The organism is Bacillus sp. UNCCL81 (assembly GCF_900112535.1).
GTDB lineage: Bacteria > Bacillota > Bacilli > Bacillales > Bacillaceae_G > Gottfriedia > Gottfriedia luciferensis_B.
Genome location: NZ_FOMF01000013.1, coordinates 14,431 through 31,825 on the forward strand (window position 1 = coordinate 14,431; position 17,395 = coordinate 31,825).

Here is a 17,395-nt window from a genome sequence, read left to right on the forward strand (position 1 = left end):
TTTTATTAAAATCCTGTTGGGTCTTTTTGTTATTTTAGAATTGTTTTTCAGTCGAAATCTGATAGGATTTCACTCATTGTAAGTAGTAGGCAGTGATAAATAAATAATCCTGTAAGTAGGGTAGGTAAACAGATTCGGTCTCCCTCGTCAGTTGGAACAAGCTTTCTTGTTAATTCATAGTTAATAAATACATCAGCTAGTTCTGATAAATGGTCTTCACCATTGATCGTAGTAGAGACGATTACTAATCCAACGTTTGATTCTAATAGTTTATTAGCAAGAAGAATAGCTTCTTGATCGTCCGTCTGTCTTGTAAATAAAAGTACTCGATCTACTGGGGATAATGACTGGATTTCGCCGTTAATCAACAAAGGTTTAATTGAGTCGTTTTGTTCTGCTCCATCAGTTATTTCTGAAACAATACCAGCAAATTCTTTTGTGCCATGTACATAAACGCATCCTTCGCCTATAACTGCCTGTGCTAGGAAGCGTGAAGCATCTTCAAATACTTCCTCTTGTTTAACTATTTTTTGAAAAACCCCATTCAATTGTGTCGAAAAAATTTTTAACATTAAATAATACTCCCTCTTATAAAAGTATGGTCTAACCATTATACTGTAATTTAGATAGATACAAAAAAATTAAAAAAGTAATTTTTTGTAAATTTTTCAAACTAATGCAGGAAAAAAGGTTTTTAAGTAGAATGTAAAAATTTAGGGGAATTTGTATTTTTTTAAGCAAGGTTATCTGGTTTAGAAAGGTGGTACTATTTTTGGGAAGTAAATTACTTATAGTAGACGATCAGTACGGAATTCGTTTGCTTTTACACGAAATTTTCAAAAAAGAAGGCTATGAGGTATTTCAGGCAGCTAATGGTTTTCAAGCAATTGATATTGTAGTGAAGGATTGTCCCGACTTAGTTATTCTTGATATGAAAATACCAGGTATGGACGGAGTGGAGATTCTAAAGCGAATCAAAGAAATTAATAAAGATATTAAAGTTATTTTGATGACGGCTTATGGTGAACTCGATATTATTGAAGAAGCTAAAAAATTAGGAGCACTACAATATTTTCCAAAACCATTTGATATTGATGAAATTAAAAAGGTTGTTAGAGAACATACTTCACAACCACAATCTCAGCAGTAAAATAGCAGATGGGGTAGCGGACCATCTGCTTTTATTTTTACCCATTAACTGAAAGCGTTTTCGGAAATAGCCGATAAAACCGTTAGAAACAATGTTTAATTGTCTAAAATGTTACGATAATACGAACATTAGATGATATTTGTTGTGTTTTCATTTCATTTTTTGTATTCTTATGTTGTGATATAAATACCTTATAATTTACATAATAAAGAACACTTTGTAGCATTATATTCTTGTTAGTAAAATTATGGGTGCAGATTAATTTTCATAAAAGAGTATATAAGGAGGGCTTAAAATGCCTTTAGTATCTATGACTGAAATGCTTAATAAAGCAAAAGAAGGTAAATACGCTGTTGGTCAATACAATATTAATAACTTAGAGTGGACTTTTGCTATTCTTACTGCAGCTGAAAAAGAACAATCACCTGTAATTCTTGGTGTTTCTGAAGGTGCAGCTAAATACATGGGTGGATTTAATACTGTTGTAAAGATGGTAGAAGGTTTATTAATTGATTTAAAAATTACTGTACCTGTAGCAATTCATCTTGATCACGGTTCAAGCTTTGAAGCATGTAAAGCTGCAATCGACGCTGGATTTACTTCAGTTATGATTGATGCTTCTCACGATCCATTTGAGCAAAACGTTGAAACAACTAAAAAAGTTGTAGACTACGCTCACTCTCATGGTGTATCTGTAGAAGCTGAATTAGGAACTGTTGGTGGACAAGAAGATCATGTTGTTGGAGACATTATTTATGCTGACCCAGCAGAGTGTAAAGAACTAGTTGAGCGTACTGGCATTGATTGCTTAGCTCCAGCTTTAGGTTCTGTTCATGGACCATACAAAGGTGAACCGAAATTAGGTTTCGACGAAATGGAACAAATCGGTAACGAGACGAACGTACCATTAGTTTTACACGGTGGAACTGGAATCCCAACTGAACAAATTCAAAAAGCAATCGCTCGTGGAACTGCAAAAATTAACGTAAACACTGAGAACCAAATTGCTTTCAATAAAGCTGTTCGTGAATTTGTTGCAAATGATCAAAAACAATACGATCCACGTAAAGTTCTTGGACCAGGTCGCGAAGCAATTATCGCAACAGTGGCTGGCAAAATCCGTGAGTTCGGTACTAGCAACAAAGCATAATATTTTAAGTTTTTTAGCTTAAAATATGATATATTATAATAAATTAAAGCCGTCTAAATTATGTTTAGACGGTTTTCTTGTTTAACAAAGCCATTTTTAGCAATAAAATTAACTGTTTTTTCATTTAGACTTGAAGATATAAGATAATAATGATTAGAATTAGTTTAGGTCTAGTTTAAGAATTTACCAAATATCTATTTCTACTTTATTAGCTAATCAAAATTCATTTAAAGGTTTTACTCAATTTTTATTGAATTTCAAGATATTGTAAATAACAAAACCGAAGCAAAAGTCTTTACATTAGACTGTAGCTCTCGTATAAACTAAGATTAGAGAAGTAGAATTTTGGAGAAAATAGGTAGAAACTATTCGACAGTTGAGAAGTTTAAAAACTATACTTCTCTACTATTTTCTTCTGCTCATTTAGAAGGGAGTATACTATGGAAAAGCTTGTATTAGAAGGCGGTATACCTTTAAAAGGGACAATTCGTGTTAGCGGTGCCAAAAATAGTGCAGTGGCTTTAATCCCAGCAACTATCTTAGCAAGCTCACCTGTAACACTTGAAGGAGTTCCTTCTATTTCAGATGTTAAAACACTATGTGACCTTTTAGAGGAAATAGGTGGACAAGTAGAAGTATCTGATGAAAAAATAATGATTGATCCAACAAATATGGTTGCAATGCCACTTCCAAGTGGGAAGGTAAAAAAATTGCGAGCGTCTTATTATTTAATGGGTGCAATGTTAGGTAGATTTAAGCAAGCGGTTATAGGCTTACCAGGAGGCTGTTACCTTGGACCAAGACCTATTGATCAACATATAAAAGGTTTTGAAGCATTAGGTGCAAAAGTAACAAATGAGCAAGGTGCAATTTATTTAAGGGCAGAAGAACTAAAAGGTGCACGTATATACTTAGATGTAGTAAGTGTTGGTGCAACGATTAATATCATGTTAGCAGCGGTTTTAGCAAATGGTAGAACTGTTATTGAAAACGCTGCAAAAGAGCCTGAGATTGTCGATGTAGCTACTTTATTAACAAGTATGGGTGCTAAAATTAAAGGTGCTGGTACTGATGTAATTCGAATTGATGGAGTAGAATCACTATCTGGCTGCACACATACAATTATCCCTGATCGCATTGAAGCAGGAACTTATACAATATTAGCTGCTGCAACTGTGCAAGAAGGGGACAAGGTTATTGTTGATAATGTTATTCCACACCATTTGGAATCACTTATTGCGAAAATGAGAGAAATGAATATAGATATTGATACAAATGACGATCAAATTATCGTTTCAGGATCAAATAAAGAACTAAAATCAGTAGATATCAAAACTTTAGTTTATCCAGGGTTTCCAACTGACCTACAGCAGCCGTTTTCTGTGCTGTTAACGAAAGCAAATGGGACAGCCGTTATTACTGATACAATATATGGTGCAAGATTTAAGCATATTGATGAGCTTAGAAGAATGAGTGCAACGATTAAAGTCGAAGGTAGTACGGCTATTATTTCCGGCCCTTCACAGTTACAAGGCGGCCGTGTAAAAGCAAGTGATTTACGTGCTGGAGCAGCTTTAGTTATAGCAGGCTTGATTGCAGAAGGTAAAACAGAACTAACTGGATTAGAGCACGTTGACAGAGGATATGAGGATTTAGTTGAAAAGCTTTTAGGATTAGGAGCTAATGTTTGGCGTGTTCAGCTAACCAAGCAAGAAGTTGAACAATTAAAAAATGCGTAAAATTGGGTGTTTACATACTCATAACATAATTAGATAGTTTTCATTTACATCAAAGGGGGAGTTTGGAATGGAAAGAAGTTTATCAATGGAGTTAGTACGTGTTACTGAGGCAGCAGCACTAGCATCTGCAAAATGGATGGGTTTAGGTAAAAAGGATGAAGCAGATGATGCTGCTACAACAGCAATGCGTGACGTATTTGATACGATTCCTATGAAGGGAACAGTTGTAATTGGAGAAGGGGAAATGGACGAGGCTCCAATGCTTTATATCGGTGAAAAACTTGGGAATGGATATGGTCCAAGAGTGGACGTAGCAGTTGACCCACTTGAAGGTACAAATATCGTGGCATCTGGTGGATGGAATGCTTTAGCAGTTATTGCAATTGCTGACCATGGCAATTTATTGCATGCTCCTGATATGTACATGGAGAAACTTGCAGTAGGACCTGAAGCGGTTGGTAAAGTTGATATCAATGCATCTGTTCTTGATAACTTAACAGCTGTAGCAAAAGCAAAAGGAAAAAATATTAATGAAGTTGTTGCAACAGTATTAAATAGAGAACGCCATGCGAAATTAATTGAAGAAATTCGCTCAGCAGGTGCTCGAATTAAACTGATCAACGATGGTGATGTTGCGGGTGCAATTAACACAGCTTTTGATCACACAGGTGTTGATATTTTATTTGGAAGCGGTGGAGCGCCAGAAGGAGTTATCGCTGCAGTTGCTTTAAAATGCTTAGGTGGAGAACTTCAAGGGAAGTTATTACCTCAAAATGAAGAAGAGATCGAACGTTGCAAACGCATGGGTATAGAAGATCCAAACCGTATATTATATATGGACGATTTAGTTAAGGGTGACGATGCAATTTTTGCTGCTACTGGTGTAACTGATGGAGAATTACTAAAAGGTGTACAATACAAAGGGAATGTAGGTTCTACGCAATCATTAGTTATGCGTGCTAAATCAGGAACTGTTCGTTTTGTAGATGGACGTCACAGCCTAAACAAAAAACCAAACCTAGTTATAAAATAATCAATCCGTAAAAAAGCTTGGTTTTGATGAGGGTTAATAATGAATCAAAATTCTTTGTTAATGAAATCGGGACCTAGATATTAATTTAGTAAAATAATGACTCTTTCCTTTATTTACCAAGGGGAAGAGTCATTAAATAGTTTAGTCGAAAAATAGTTGGCATAAAAAACTCTTTCGAATTATAATCTCAATAGATAGTAAACCTATTAATTCTAATTACTTAGAATATTTTTAGGGGAAAAGGTTACACTAAAGAGTAATACTTTATGTAAGTTTCCTTCAAAAAACCTTCTAAATAACCTTCCGAATTAAGAAAACCCTAATTTGAACGAATAAAAGTAAAGAGTGGTGTTATATGAGTTTAACAATCTCTGCATTAGAAAACATGAAATTAAAAGATTTGTATGAACACGCGAAGGTAATGAAAATTTCGTATTACAGCAAATTAACGAAAAAAGAACTTATTTTTGCAATCCTTAAAGCGCAAGCGGAAAAAGATGGATTAATGTTCATGGAAGGTGTACTAGAAATTATCCCATCAGAAGGATATGGATTCTTACGTCCAATTAATTATTCACCTAGTTCAGAAGATATTTATATTTCTGCATCTCAAATTCGTCGTTTTGATATGCGAAATGGTGATAAGGTTTCTGGAAAAGTACGTCCACCTAAAGAAAATGAAAGATACTTTGGTCTACTTCAAGTAGAAGCAGTCAATGGAGATGATCCTGAGAATGCTAAAGAACGAGTTCACTTCCCGGGATTAACTGCATTATATCCAAATAGACAAATGAAGCTTGAAACATCTCCTGCTAAGTTTTCTACAAGAATTATTGATATGATCTCCCCAGTAGGATTTGGTCAACGTGGTTTAATTGTTGCCCCTCCAAAAGCCGGTAAGACAGAGTTATTAAAAGAAATTGCAAATAGCATCACGACAAATCACCCAGAAGCTGAACTAATTGTATTACTAATTGATGAGCGACCAGAAGAGGTAACGGACATTGAACGTTCTGTAAAAGGAGATGTTGTAAGTTCGACTTTCGACGAAACTCCTGATAGTCATATTAAGGTTGCTGAACTAGTATTAGAGCGCGCTATGAGACTAGTAGAGCACAAGAAAGATGTAATTATTTTGATGGATAGTATTACTAGGCTTGCTCGTGCGTATAATTTAGTTATTCCACCAAGTGGTCGTACGTTATCAGGTGGTATTGATCCTGCTGCATTCCATAGACCAAAAAGATTCTTTGGTGCTGCACGTAATATCGAAGAAGGTGGAAGTTTAACGATTTTAGCAACAGCTCTAATCGACACTGGCTCACGTATGGATGATGTTATTTATGAGGAGTTCAAAGGTACTGGTAATATGGAGCTTCACTTAGATCGTTCATTAGCTGAACGTCGTATCTTCCCAGCAATTGACATTCGTCGTTCTGGAACACGTAAAGAAGATCTATTAATACCAAAAGATCATCTGGACAAGCTATGGTTAATGCGAAAAACTATGTCGGATATCCCAGACTTTGTTGAACGTTATTTCAGAATGCTTCGTCAAACGAAAACAAATGAAGATTTCTTCAATACGATGACTGAAGAAAGTAGAAAAACGCCTGTATCTAATAAATAGATGGAAGATATAAGCAATCTGAAAGAGAAATAGTGGGTTGCATTCTCCCGGGTTAGTTGCTATAATTTCATTTGTATGTGAAATGTAAACTATGTGGTATACACATGGTTTCTTATAACTCTGATTTCAAGGATTTCAGGGCGGAAGGAGATGAAAAACATGAAAGCGAATATTCATCCTAATTACAAGAAAGTAGTGTTTATGGATATTAACACTGGTTTCAAATTCTTAAGCGGATCAACAAAATATTCTAACGAAACAATCGAATGGGAAGATGGCGAAACTTACCCTCTAATCAAAGTTGAGGTTTCTTCTGATTCTCACCCATTCTACACTGGACGTCAGAAATTTGCTAACGCTGCAGGACGTGTTGAACGTTTCAACAAAAAATACGGCCTTAAGTAATATTGATGAAAAGCAGGCGAGTTATTGCTACTTTGCCTGCTTTTTTTACGCATTTATAGTCAAATAACATATAAGTCTAATTCAATTTAGTGAATTTTTATATAAATACTCAAGATACTTACACGAATTATAAATAGTGCTGAATTAACCAGCGTTTAAAATAAATAATAAAATAGTCTTTGTACTGATATAGAAAGGTGAGACACATAATGTTCTTTATGATGAAAAAAAATGGTTGGATTGAAATGATTTGCGGAAGTATGTTTTCTGGAAAATCAGAGGAACTAATTCGCCGTGTTCGTCGTACGCAGTTTGCTAAGCAAAGCTGTGTTACATTCAAGCCATCAATTGATAATCGATACAGTGAAGTAGAAGTCGTGTCTCACACAGGTATGAAAGTACCTGCTTATGCAGTAACACACTCATCACATATACTTCAATACGTTACAGAAGAAGTTGAAGTAGTTGCAATTGACGAGATTCAATTCTTTGACGAAGAAATAGTTATGGTAGTTCAACAACTTGCTAACTCTGGGAAACGTGTGATTTGTGCAGGTTTAGACCAGGATTTTAGAGGCTTACCATTTGGTAAAGTACCTGAAATATTATCAATTGCAGAACATGTAACGAAATTAAATGCAGTTTGCGCTTCATGCGGATCACCTGCAAGTAGAACACAAAGATTAATAAATGGTAAACCAGCTTTATTTGAAGACCCTATTATTTTAGTAGGAGCATCTGAATCATACGAACCAAGATGTCGTCACTGTCACGAAGTACCAACGAAAACAATTCAACCAGCACTTCAAAGTCAGAACGATTAATTTTACTGTAGGTTGAAAATTAGCTATTAAGACCATATACTAAGAAATGTGGAGAAAGCTCGCCCAGCTCTGACTGAGATATGATCGAAGAGCTAGCTTGCAGAACTGAAGAATAATAATTGTGGATAAAGTGTTATACGCGCTTTTACCTTAGAATTTAGAATTAAAGAAGCGATTTAGAATCGCTTTTTTCGATATATATTTAAGACGAAAATGTCGAGGTGAAAATTATGTTTGATCGATTACAAGCTGTAGAGGATCGCTATGATAGATTAAACGATTTACTTAGTGACCCGGAAATTATAAACGATTCAAAAAAGTTACGTGAATACTCAAAAGAACAATCAGACATACAAGAAACGGTTGATGTATACCGTCAATACAAATCAGTTAAAGAGCAAATTAAAGATGCAAAAGCTATGCTTGAAGAGAAGCTTGATGCTGATATGCGCGAAATGGTTAAAGAAGAATTAAATGATTTAGAAAACGAATCAAAGGATCTAGAAGAACGTTTAAAAATCCTTTTAATTCCTAAAGATCCTAACGATGATAAAAACGTTATCGTTGAGATTCGTGGTGCTGCGGGCGGAGACGAAGCTGCATTATTTGCTGCTACGTTATATCGTATGTACAGCCGTTTTGCTGAGGTTAACGGATGGAAAACAGAAATCATTGAAGGTAACTATACAGAGCTAGGTGGCTTTAAAGAGGTTATCTTTATGATAAATGGTAAAGGTGCATATTCAAAACTAAAATTTGAAAATGGTGCACACCGTGTTCAACGTGTTCCTGAAACAGAATCAGGTGGACGAATTCATACTTCAACTGCAACAGTAGCAGTTTTACCAGAAGCTGAAGAAGTTGAAATTGAAATTCATGAAAAAGATATTCGTGTAGATACATTTGCTTCAAGTGGTCCTGGTGGTCAATCAGTAAATACAACGATGTCTGCAGTGCGTTTAACTCATATTCCAACAAATACTGTTGTATCATGTCAGGATGAAAAATCACAAATTAAGAATAAAGAAAAAGCGATGAAGGTTCTTCGCGCTAGGGTTTATGATAAATTCCAAAGAGAAGTACAAGCAGAATACGATCAAAATCGTAAGCAAGCTGTAGGTACAGGTGACCGTTCTGAACGTATCCGTACTTATAACTACCCACAAAACCGTGTAACTGACCACCGAATTGGATTAACAATTCAAAAGCTTGATCAAATCGTTGAAGGTAAAATCGACGAAATTATTAATGCGTTAATTATGGATGATCAAGCAAAACGCATGGAACAAAGTCAATAATGACAACAAAAATATATGAAGCCCTAAAATGGGCTTCTTCTTTTTTACAAGAACATGGTCGTGATGAAAATGTGGGTGAAATTGTATTAAAACATCTTTTGGACTACAATCGAACAGAATTATTGCTAAATATGAGAGAAGATTTAGAAGAGAATGATTGGATGCAGTTTCAAGAACTGATTCACAAGCACGTTAAGGGCCAACCAATCCAGTATTTAATAGGATATGAATACTTTTATGGCCGAAAGTTCTTCGTTAATGAAGAAGTACTAATTCCGAGACCAGAAACAGAGGAGTTAGTGGAAGGTGTATTGCATCGTATTCAAAAGCATTGGAAAAATACAGAACAACTTGAACTAGTAGATGTTGGTACAGGTAGTGGGGCGATTGCAATCTCACTTGCGCTTGAAAATAAACAATTAACAGTTCATACAGTCGATATTGCAGAAGAATCTATCCAAGTCGCTAAACGAAATGCGCAAGAGTTACAGGTAAATGTCCACTTTATTCACAATGATTTACTGAATTACTTTATTGAAGAAAACAAGAAAGTTGATATTGTTGTATCAAATCCGCCGTATATTCCGCATGAGGATTGGTTGGGTTTAGATGAAGTAGTTAAGGATCATGAACCATACCGTGCTTTAGTAGGCGGCGAAGATGGTTTAGAATTTTACCGCCGTTTTGCAAATGACTTACCTAAAGTATTAAAAGAAAAATCATTGGTTGCATTTGAAGTAGGTGTCAATCAAGGTGAACAGGTTGCAGACATTTTAAGGAAAGCTTATCCGAATTCAAATGTTGAAGTTGTTTTCGATATAAATGGCAAAGACCGTATGGTTTATATGGTAAATGGCTAATTTAAATAGTGAATCGTAATGATATTGACTAGAAAAAGTCCATGTATTACGATTCTTTTTTTTGTGTTAAAGTTGTAAAAGATGAGGAAAATTTCAATCAAGAAAAAACAAAAACATTACGAAAGAAGATAGTTAGAATGAAAAAGTTTAAAGGTTGGATTGTATTTAATGGTCATATTACAGCTACAAAATTTACTGAACTTTTCGAATGGTTACAAGATACAGCAATCGCAAAAGGAATAGACGTTTCCTTAGTTAAACATTATGAACTAATCCCAGTAATTGAAAAGGGTCAAGCAATTTTAAAAGGGAAATTCGCGAATGAGAAACCTGATTTTGTAATTTTTTGGGACAAGGATGTTCATTTAGCAAGGCATTTAGAAAATATGGGGCTAAAACTATATAATTCTGCGAGAACGATAGAAGTCTGTGATGATAAGGCTTTAACTTTTCAAGCATTATCTAACTTTAATATACCTATGCCAAAAACAATTACGGCTCCGCTATTATTCCCTAATTGTGATTTAACAAATTATGATTTTTACGATGAAGTTATACAGGAATTAGGTTTTCCTTTAATAATAAAAGAGTCATTCGGTTCATTCGGTAGACAAGTTTATTTAGTTGAGAATAGAGAAGACTTTTTTAAGAAGGTAGACGAACTAAAGCACAAACCGCATATTTATCAAGAGTTTATAGAATCAAGTAGAGGGACTGATATTCGTATCCAAGTAGTAGGTAAACAAGTAGTAACAGCAGTGTTAAGAAAATCAGAATCAGATTTTCGGGCAAATGTTACAAACGGTGGAAAAATGTATAAGTATGAGCCGACAGAAGACCAAATCAACTTAGCACTTAAATGCTCTGAAATAGTAGGAGCAGATTTTGCAGGGATTGACTTATTATTTGGAGAAGATGGAAAAACATATATATGTGAAGTTAACTCAAACGCACATTTCAAAAATATTTATCTATGTACAGACGTGGATACAACGAAATATATTATTGATTATATTACCTGGGACTTGGAGAAAAACGTATGATTGGTTGGTTAATCTATTCCGAAGCAGATGCAGAAAGAAACAGAACGTATATCGACTGGCTAGTAAGCGGAGCATTGGAAAATGGATTTGAGTTAAAGTTACTTTATACAGATGATATTGTAATAGGTACTCGAAACGGTGTTAATATACTTTACTATCAAGGTAAAGAATTAAACAAACCGGCTTTTGTAATCATGAGGACTATATCACAAATATTATCTTCCCACTTTGAAGAAATGGGAATCAGAACATTTAATAACCAGGCGATTTCAACAATGGCCAATCACAAGTTTCTAACACACCAGAAGCTTTCTAGTCTAGGTATTCCAATGCTGGACACATTTTATTATAAAAAAAGTACAATTATAAAATCTCTAGATACAGTCCATTTCCCTTGTGTACTTAAAAATTGCACAGGAAGAGGCGGAAGTGAAGTATATTTTATAAATAATCAAGAAGAGTTACTGGAGATAGTACAGAACTCAAATTTCGATGAACTATTAATTCAAAACGTTGCAGAGCAGTTAGGTAAAGACTTAAGAGTTTTCATTATCGGTAAAGAAATTATTGCAGCTGTTTTAAGATATTCAGAAAAAGACTTTCGAGCGAATTTTTCACTAGGTGGAGGCGCAGTGCTTTACGAGCTTTCCCAAAATGAAAAAGAACTAATTCAGAAAATAGTAGATCACTTTGATTTCGACTTCGTAGGAATTGATTTTATGTTCGATGCAAACAATCAACTGATTCTAAATGAAATTGAAGACGTAGTAGGAAGTAGAACATTATATACAGTATCAGATATAGATATTGTTTCGTTGTATATGAAATATATTAAAGAGCAGATAAACTGTTAAAGAAAAAAGAATTAAAAAAATCTAGGAAATAAACAAAGCTTTTTAAGGTTTTTCCTGGTTTTAATTCACACTTTCTTTTTCAATTGATAGTTAATGGAACAGTTAGGATAACCTTTTTATCTATGAGTAGCTCAACAACTGCACAACTAAAAAACGGGTAGCCTGAACTGGAAATCATCGTTTACTATCTAATCTAATAAAGAATCTATTAAAAAAAATAGAATACTAGTGTTTAAGAAATAATCAAATTGTCTACACTGTTCCTAGAGGGATGGTGGAGAGAATGAAAACTAAAAATAAAACAAAAATAACATATAAAATTATTTCTTTATTTATCATATTATTGATTAGTTCATCAGTGTTAATGCCACTTCGAGATACAAATGCAAAAGGTAATGAGATGGTCGTAATTCCTAAGAAAGCTGTACGACTACGAATTCTAGCAAATAGCGATTCTAGTGAAGATCAAGCTCTTAAACGTAAAGTTCGAGATGAAGTTAATGCTCAAATTAATACTTGGGTAAAAGATTTAACAACTTTTGAAGAAGGACAAAAGGTTATTAAAAGTCATATTCCAGACTTACAAAAAACGGTTGCACGTGTTATTAAAGAAGAAGGCTCAAATCAACCATTTACAATTACTTACTCTAAAAAAGTTAAATTCCCTACAAAATTATATGGTAGTTTCTTATATCCTGCTGGTGATTACGAAGCGGTTTTAATTAAACTTGGTGCAGGTCAAGGGGCAAACTGGTGGTGCGTATTGTTCCCACCATTATGTTTCCTAGATTTTTCAAACGGTGATGCAACTTTAAGTAAAGAGTCACTACAATCGCAACAAAGGGTTGATCATGAAACAAAAATCGAAAGTGAACCAAAAAGTGAACCAAAAAATGAAGCAAAAAATGAGTTTAAACAACAAGAAGCATTACGTTTAAGTGATGTTGATTCTATTGCTACAACAAAACAAAACAATGAATCATCTTTACAGGATGATGCTGATGTCAAGAGCAGTGAAGATGCGGTTGTAGCTTCCACTCTACCTGGTGATGAACCAAAAGAAGATATTAAGGTAGAGAGCTTCTTTGTACAAATGTTAAAGCAATTATTTTAGTTCTAGCAATCTCCCTATGTGCATAAAGTATTACAAGCATACTAGGGAGGTTTTTTTATGAAAATACGTTCAGCGATTCAGGATGATTTTGAAACAATTTTTTCATTCTTAGGACAAGCAGGGTTATCTACAAACGGACTTGAGGAGCAACAAGAAGCTTTTTTCATAATGGAAGATGAGTTTGGGAAAGCACAAGCTGTAATAGGATATGAACAAGATGGAGAAGAAGCGTTATTAAGATCACTAGTAGTTGCACCTACCATTTACTCACATCATATGGTACTCTTTTTACAAAGTGTTCTTGAAAAACTAAAAGATGAAATGATTAGTAAAGTATATTTATTAACAAGGCAGCATGTAGTTCAAGACTTATTCCTTTTACTAGGTTTTGGGCAAGTCGAACAGGAAAATGTTTCAAACAGTATTAAAGAAATGAAGCATTACCAAACTACTATTACGAATGAAGAAGTATTAGTTTATCAAAAAGAACTATACACAAAGTTATCCACAAATTAGCAAGTTTTGTCCACAATTTGTGGATAAAACTTGCTTTTCATTCTTTGGATAATGTCTAAATTTGTAAAATATACACTATTATTCACTCTAGAGAGAGGTGCTACGTATGGAAACGAAAATATGGTATGTGGATAATCCTGTGAATAAAGAAGAAGTTTACCCACAGATTGTGGATGCAGCAAAAAAATTACAGTTAGGACAAGTTGTCGCTTTTCCAACAGAAACTGTTTATGGATTAGGGGCAAATGCTCTTTCGGATGAAGCGGTTCAACGAATCTTCCAAGCAAAAGGTAGACCAAGTGATAATCCCCTTATTGTACATATTGCCAACGAAGAACAGTTAGATCATCTAGTTGAAGAAATTCCGTTAAATGCAAAAAAACTCATGGATGCTTTTTGGCCAGGACCATTAACGTTAATTTTAAAAAGTAAAAAACATGTTTCAAAATATGTAACGGCAGGGTTATCCACTGTTGGAATAAGAATGCCTGATCATCCAGTTGCTTTAGCGTTAATTGAAGCTTGTAATTTGCCAATAGCAGCACCAAGTGCAAATACTTCAGGCAAACCTAGTCCAACGTCTGCTAAGCATGTATTTGAAGATTTAAATGGACAAATTGTAGGTATTGTAGATGGTGGTAGTACAGGAGTCGGATTGGAATCAACAGTTATTGACTGTTCCCAAGATATTTTTACAATATTAAGACCAGGTAGTATTACACCAGAAATGATCAAAGAAATAATTCCTACAGTGGAAGTAGATCCAGCAACAATGAAGGAGAATGAAGCACCAAAATCACCGGGGATGAAATATAAACATTATGCACCAGATGCTCAAATGCATCTTGTAAATGGAAGTATTGAGTTTATGCACAAACTTATACACAATTCCAAAACAGAAGGAAAAAGAGTAGGGATATTAACAACGGAAGAAAATGCAACGAAATATGATGCAGATGTTGTTCTTACATGTGGAAAACGTAGTGACTTATCAACGGTAGCAGCAGCATTATATGATTGTATACGTCAATTTAATGAAGAACACGTTGATATCATTTATTGCGAAACTTTCCCTTATGAAGGTATTGGAATTGCCATTATGAATCGTCTGTGGAAAGCTTGTGGACATTCGGTTATACAGGAATAGAACGGGCTACTATTGTTTTCGTCTATAAACAAAGCCCAAAAACTTTATTTTCAGACAGGCGAAGTAACGAAGAAAGCGAGCGTTTGTCAACAGTCTGAAAAATTATATTAATTTCCCTCATATGATTTGTAGGACGTGCATATCTTTTAATAGCAAGTCCTAGGGGGGAAAGCATGAGTAGCTCGTTAATCAATGAACTAATTACATTAAGTATTATGGGATCTGCGCTAGGTTTAGATGCATTCTCAGTAGGGTTAGGAATGGGCGTTATCCAACTAAAATTTAAACAGATCATTCATATTGGCATTGTAATCGGGCTATTTCATGTAATAATGCCCTTACTAGGAATGATCATTGGATATGAGTTATCCGAAAATCTAGGACGATTTGCTGTATTACTCGGCGGATTATTATTAATGGGAATAGGCTTTCACATGATTTATTCAACTTTATTTGGTAAAGAAGAAAATAAATATTCACCAACAGGAGTAGGTTTACTTCTTTTTGCATTTAGTGTAAGTGTGGACAGCTTTTCAGTTGGAATTAGCTTAGGAACATTCGGTGCTAAAACATGGCTAACCATTTTACTATTTGGTATTATTAGTACGATTTTAACTTGGGCAGGATTACTTTTAGGAAGAAGAGTAGAACAGGAACTCGGTAAATTTGGAGAACTATTAGGTGGTTCATTCTTATTGATTTTCGGTATAAAACTATTATTTTTTTCTTAAAAGATACATATGGTGAATAAGAGCTAAGGATGGAGAAAATTGGAGACAATTGCCCCATCCTTTTACTTTTTAGTAAAATAGATTAAATAAAACGTTCAGATAAATGAGGGTGAGGTATTAAGATGGAAAATATATTATTTGTTTGTACCGGAAATACATGTAGAAGCCCAATGGCAGAAGCGCTATTAAGACATCATGGGAATGAGCTCTATCAGGTCAAGTCTGCTGGAGTATTTGCTATGTCAGGCGACCCTGCCTCTCAAAATGCAATATTGGCACTAAAAAATAAAGGGATCGAAACAAAGCATTCCTCGCAGCAAATAAATGAAAATCTTTTAGAATGGTCTTCGAAAGTCTTATCAATGACATTGAGCCATAAACAAATGTTAGTTTCTAGGTTTCCTCAATATAAGGATAGAATCTTTACGTTTTATGAATATATAAACGGTCAAGCTAAAGATATTTCTGACCCGTATGGAGGGTCATTAACAACTTATGAAAATACTTTGACGGAATTAGAAGAGTTGGTAAAACAGATTGTACAGAAACCGAACGAATATTAATTTAAACAGTGATTGGATGTTAATTAGATGCCCTAAATCTGAACATAATAGTGTAAGATAGAAATTGAAGTTAATTCAATACAGAAGAAAATTCAATCAAAGAGATCAATACGGGGGTTATCTAATGAAAGTAGCAATAGCATCTGATCATGGTGGATTAAATATTCGTCAAGAAATCATGAATTTAATGGATGAAATGGGTATTGAATACGAAGATTATGGTTGTGAGTGTGGTACATCTGTAGACTACCCAGACTATGCATTCCCAGTTGCACAAAAAGTTGCAAATGGAGAAGTAGACCGTGGAATATTAATTTGTGGGACAGGAATTGGTATGTCAATTGCCGCAAATAAAGTTGAAGGAATTCGATGTGCATTAGTACATGATACTTTCAGTGCAAAAGCAACTCGTGAACATAATGATACGAATATTCTAGCTATGGGGGAACGAGTAATCGGACCTGGTTTGGCAAGAGATATTGCAAAAATATGGTTAACGACTGAGTTTGAAGGCGGTCGACATGAAAATCGAGTAAACAAAATTAAAGACTACGAAAAAAATCATCAATTATAAAACTTAAACAAGAAGCCGTTAATCCAAAACATAATGTGAAGATTATCGGCTTTTTTAATAATGAGTAATAGAATTTAGTGAATTATTCTACGAAAGGAGCAAAATAAATGAATGAAGAGTTAAAGTTAGTAGCCGGGCAAATAAAAACATTATTAAACGAGCTAAATGATCATGTAAGTTTTACAAGTGACCATGTTTTAGTAATTGGATGTAGCACTAGTGAGGTTAGTGGGCAAAGAATTGGAACTTCAGGAACAATAGAAGTAGCGGAAGTTTTATTTAATGAGATTAAGGCATTTCAAGATGAAACAGGAGTACAATTAGCATTTCAATGCTGTGAACATTTGAATAGAGCAATAGTTGTTCAAAGAAAGACGGCAAAAAGTTTACAACTCGACGAGGTAACTGTGATACCAGTTCGTACCGCAGGAGGAGCACTTGCTTCATACGCATTTAGACATATAGATGATGCTGTAATTGTTGAACACATTAAAGCGGATGCAGGAATTGATATTGGAGATACTTTAATCGGTATGCATTTAAAGCACGTAGCAGTTCCTTTAAGAACAAGTATTAAACAAGTTGGACAAGCTCATATAACGGCGGCAAAGACTCGTCCAAAGTTGATTGGTGGAGCACGTGCAGTTTACTCAATAGATGAAGACGTGAAATAAAGCGCTTTTTATTATAATAGAATAGTTAAATGTTAGTTTTTTGAAAGATATATCTTTCATTTTTAATGCAAAACATGGTAAAATAGAAAG

The 17,395-nt window shown here is 34.5% G+C and carries 19 protein-coding genes; 18 read left to right on the plus strand and 1 reads right to left on the minus strand.

Annotated features, from left to right (window positions below; translation table 11 throughout):
* Nucleotides 1–47: 47 nt before the first annotated feature.
* Nucleotides 48–572 (minus strand): DUF2529 family protein, encoded by a 525-nt coding sequence (locus BM319_RS21050; RefSeq protein ID WP_175495665.1) that lies wholly within the window; start codon nt 570–572, stop codon nt 48–50.
* Nucleotides 573–772: 200 nt separating this feature from the next.
* Between BM319_RS21050 and BM319_RS21055 the strand changes: the two genes are divergently transcribed.
* The 18 genes from BM319_RS21055 to BM319_RS21140 all read left to right on the plus strand — a co-directional run bounded on the left by BM319_RS21055 (nt 773) and on the right by BM319_RS21140 (nt 17,305).
* On the plus strand, nt 773–1,150 hold the full coding sequence (locus BM319_RS21055; RefSeq protein WP_025671030.1) for a response regulator: 378 nt from the start codon (nt 773–775) through the stop codon (nt 1,148–1,150).
* 295 nt (nt 1,151–1,445) lie between these two features.
* On the plus strand, nt 1,446–2,300 hold the full coding sequence (locus BM319_RS21060) for a class II fructose-bisphosphate aldolase (RefSeq protein ID WP_069033722.1): 855 nt from the start codon (nt 1,446–1,448) through the stop codon (nt 2,298–2,300).
* Nucleotides 2,301–2,740: 440 nt separating this feature from the next.
* Nucleotides 2,741–4,039, plus strand: a complete 1,299-nt coding sequence (murA, locus tag BM319_RS21065; protein WP_091024568.1) for a UDP-N-acetylglucosamine 1-carboxyvinyltransferase — start codon at nt 2,741–2,743, stop codon at nt 4,037–4,039.
* A gap of 67 nt (nt 4,040–4,106) precedes the next feature.
* Entirely contained in the window at nt 4,107–5,072 is a 966-nt protein-coding gene (glpX, locus tag BM319_RS21070; RefSeq protein ID WP_069033724.1) for a class II fructose-bisphosphatase, read from the plus strand.
* A 355-nt stretch (nt 5,073–5,427) separates the two neighbouring features.
* Entirely contained in the window at nt 5,428–6,702 is a 1,275-nt protein-coding gene (rho, locus tag BM319_RS21075) for a transcription termination factor Rho (protein ID WP_069033725.1), read from the plus strand.
* A 159-nt stretch (nt 6,703–6,861) separates the two neighbouring features.
* Nucleotides 6,862–7,107 (plus strand): type B 50S ribosomal protein L31, encoded by a 246-nt coding sequence (locus BM319_RS21080; protein ID WP_025671035.1) that lies wholly within the window; start codon nt 6,862–6,864, stop codon nt 7,105–7,107.
* 209 nt (nt 7,108–7,316) lie between these two features.
* Nucleotides 7,317–7,931 (plus strand): thymidine kinase, encoded by a 615-nt coding sequence (locus BM319_RS21085; protein WP_091024570.1) that lies wholly within the window; start codon nt 7,317–7,319, stop codon nt 7,929–7,931.
* Nucleotides 7,932–8,161: 230 nt separating this feature from the next.
* Entirely contained in the window at nt 8,162–9,229 is a 1,068-nt protein-coding gene (prfA, locus tag BM319_RS21090) for a peptide chain release factor 1 (RefSeq protein ID WP_025671037.1), read from the plus strand.
* Nucleotides 9,229–10,089, plus strand: coding sequence for a peptide chain release factor N(5)-glutamine methyltransferase (prmC, locus tag BM319_RS21095; RefSeq protein ID WP_091024574.1), 861 nt, complete (start codon nt 9,229–9,231; stop codon nt 10,087–10,089). Before prfA ends, prmC begins: the two co-directional genes overlap by 1 nt.
* A 137-nt stretch (nt 10,090–10,226) precedes the next feature.
* Nucleotides 10,227–11,132, plus strand: coding sequence for an ATP-grasp domain-containing protein (locus tag BM319_RS21100; protein WP_025569178.1), 906 nt, complete (start codon nt 10,227–10,229; stop codon nt 11,130–11,132).
* On the plus strand, nt 11,129–11,986 hold the full coding sequence (locus BM319_RS21105) for an ATP-grasp domain-containing protein (protein WP_091024576.1): 858 nt from the start codon (nt 11,129–11,131) through the stop codon (nt 11,984–11,986). Before BM319_RS21100 ends, BM319_RS21105 begins: the two co-directional genes overlap by 4 nt.
* Nucleotides 11,987–12,269: 283 nt before the next feature.
* Nucleotides 12,270–13,100 carry a stage II sporulation protein R gene (spoIIR, locus tag BM319_RS21110; protein ID WP_091024578.1) on the plus strand — a complete coding sequence of 277 codons (831 nt, stop codon included), beginning with the start codon at nt 12,270–12,272 and terminating at the stop codon, nt 13,098–13,100.
* A 57-nt stretch (nt 13,101–13,157) separates the two neighbouring features.
* A complete protein-coding gene (locus tag BM319_RS21115; protein WP_025569174.1) occupies nt 13,158–13,616 on the plus strand; it encodes a GNAT family N-acetyltransferase in 459 nt (152 codons plus the stop codon).
* A gap of 106 nt (nt 13,617–13,722) precedes the next feature.
* On the plus strand, nt 13,723–14,763 hold the full coding sequence (locus BM319_RS21120; RefSeq protein WP_091024581.1) for an L-threonylcarbamoyladenylate synthase: 1,041 nt from the start codon (nt 13,723–13,725) through the stop codon (nt 14,761–14,763).
* 173 nt (nt 14,764–14,936) lie between these two features.
* A complete protein-coding gene (locus tag BM319_RS21125) occupies nt 14,937–15,494 on the plus strand; it encodes a manganese efflux pump MntP (protein WP_029715294.1) in 558 nt (185 codons plus the stop codon).
* A gap of 122 nt (nt 15,495–15,616) precedes the next feature.
* Nucleotides 15,617–16,057 carry a low molecular weight protein arginine phosphatase gene (locus BM319_RS21130; protein ID WP_025568583.1) on the plus strand — a complete coding sequence of 147 codons (441 nt, stop codon included), beginning with the start codon at nt 15,617–15,619 and terminating at the stop codon, nt 16,055–16,057.
* A 124-nt stretch (nt 16,058–16,181) separates the two neighbouring features.
* On the plus strand, nt 16,182–16,631 hold the full coding sequence (gene rpiB / locus BM319_RS21135) for a ribose 5-phosphate isomerase B (protein WP_025568584.1): 450 nt from the start codon (nt 16,182–16,184) through the stop codon (nt 16,629–16,631).
* 107 nt (nt 16,632–16,738) lie between these two features.
* Nucleotides 16,739–17,305, plus strand: a complete 567-nt coding sequence (locus BM319_RS21140) for a TIGR01440 family protein (RefSeq protein ID WP_025568585.1) — start codon at nt 16,739–16,741, stop codon at nt 17,303–17,305.
* Nucleotides 17,306–17,395 lie beyond the last annotated feature (90 nt).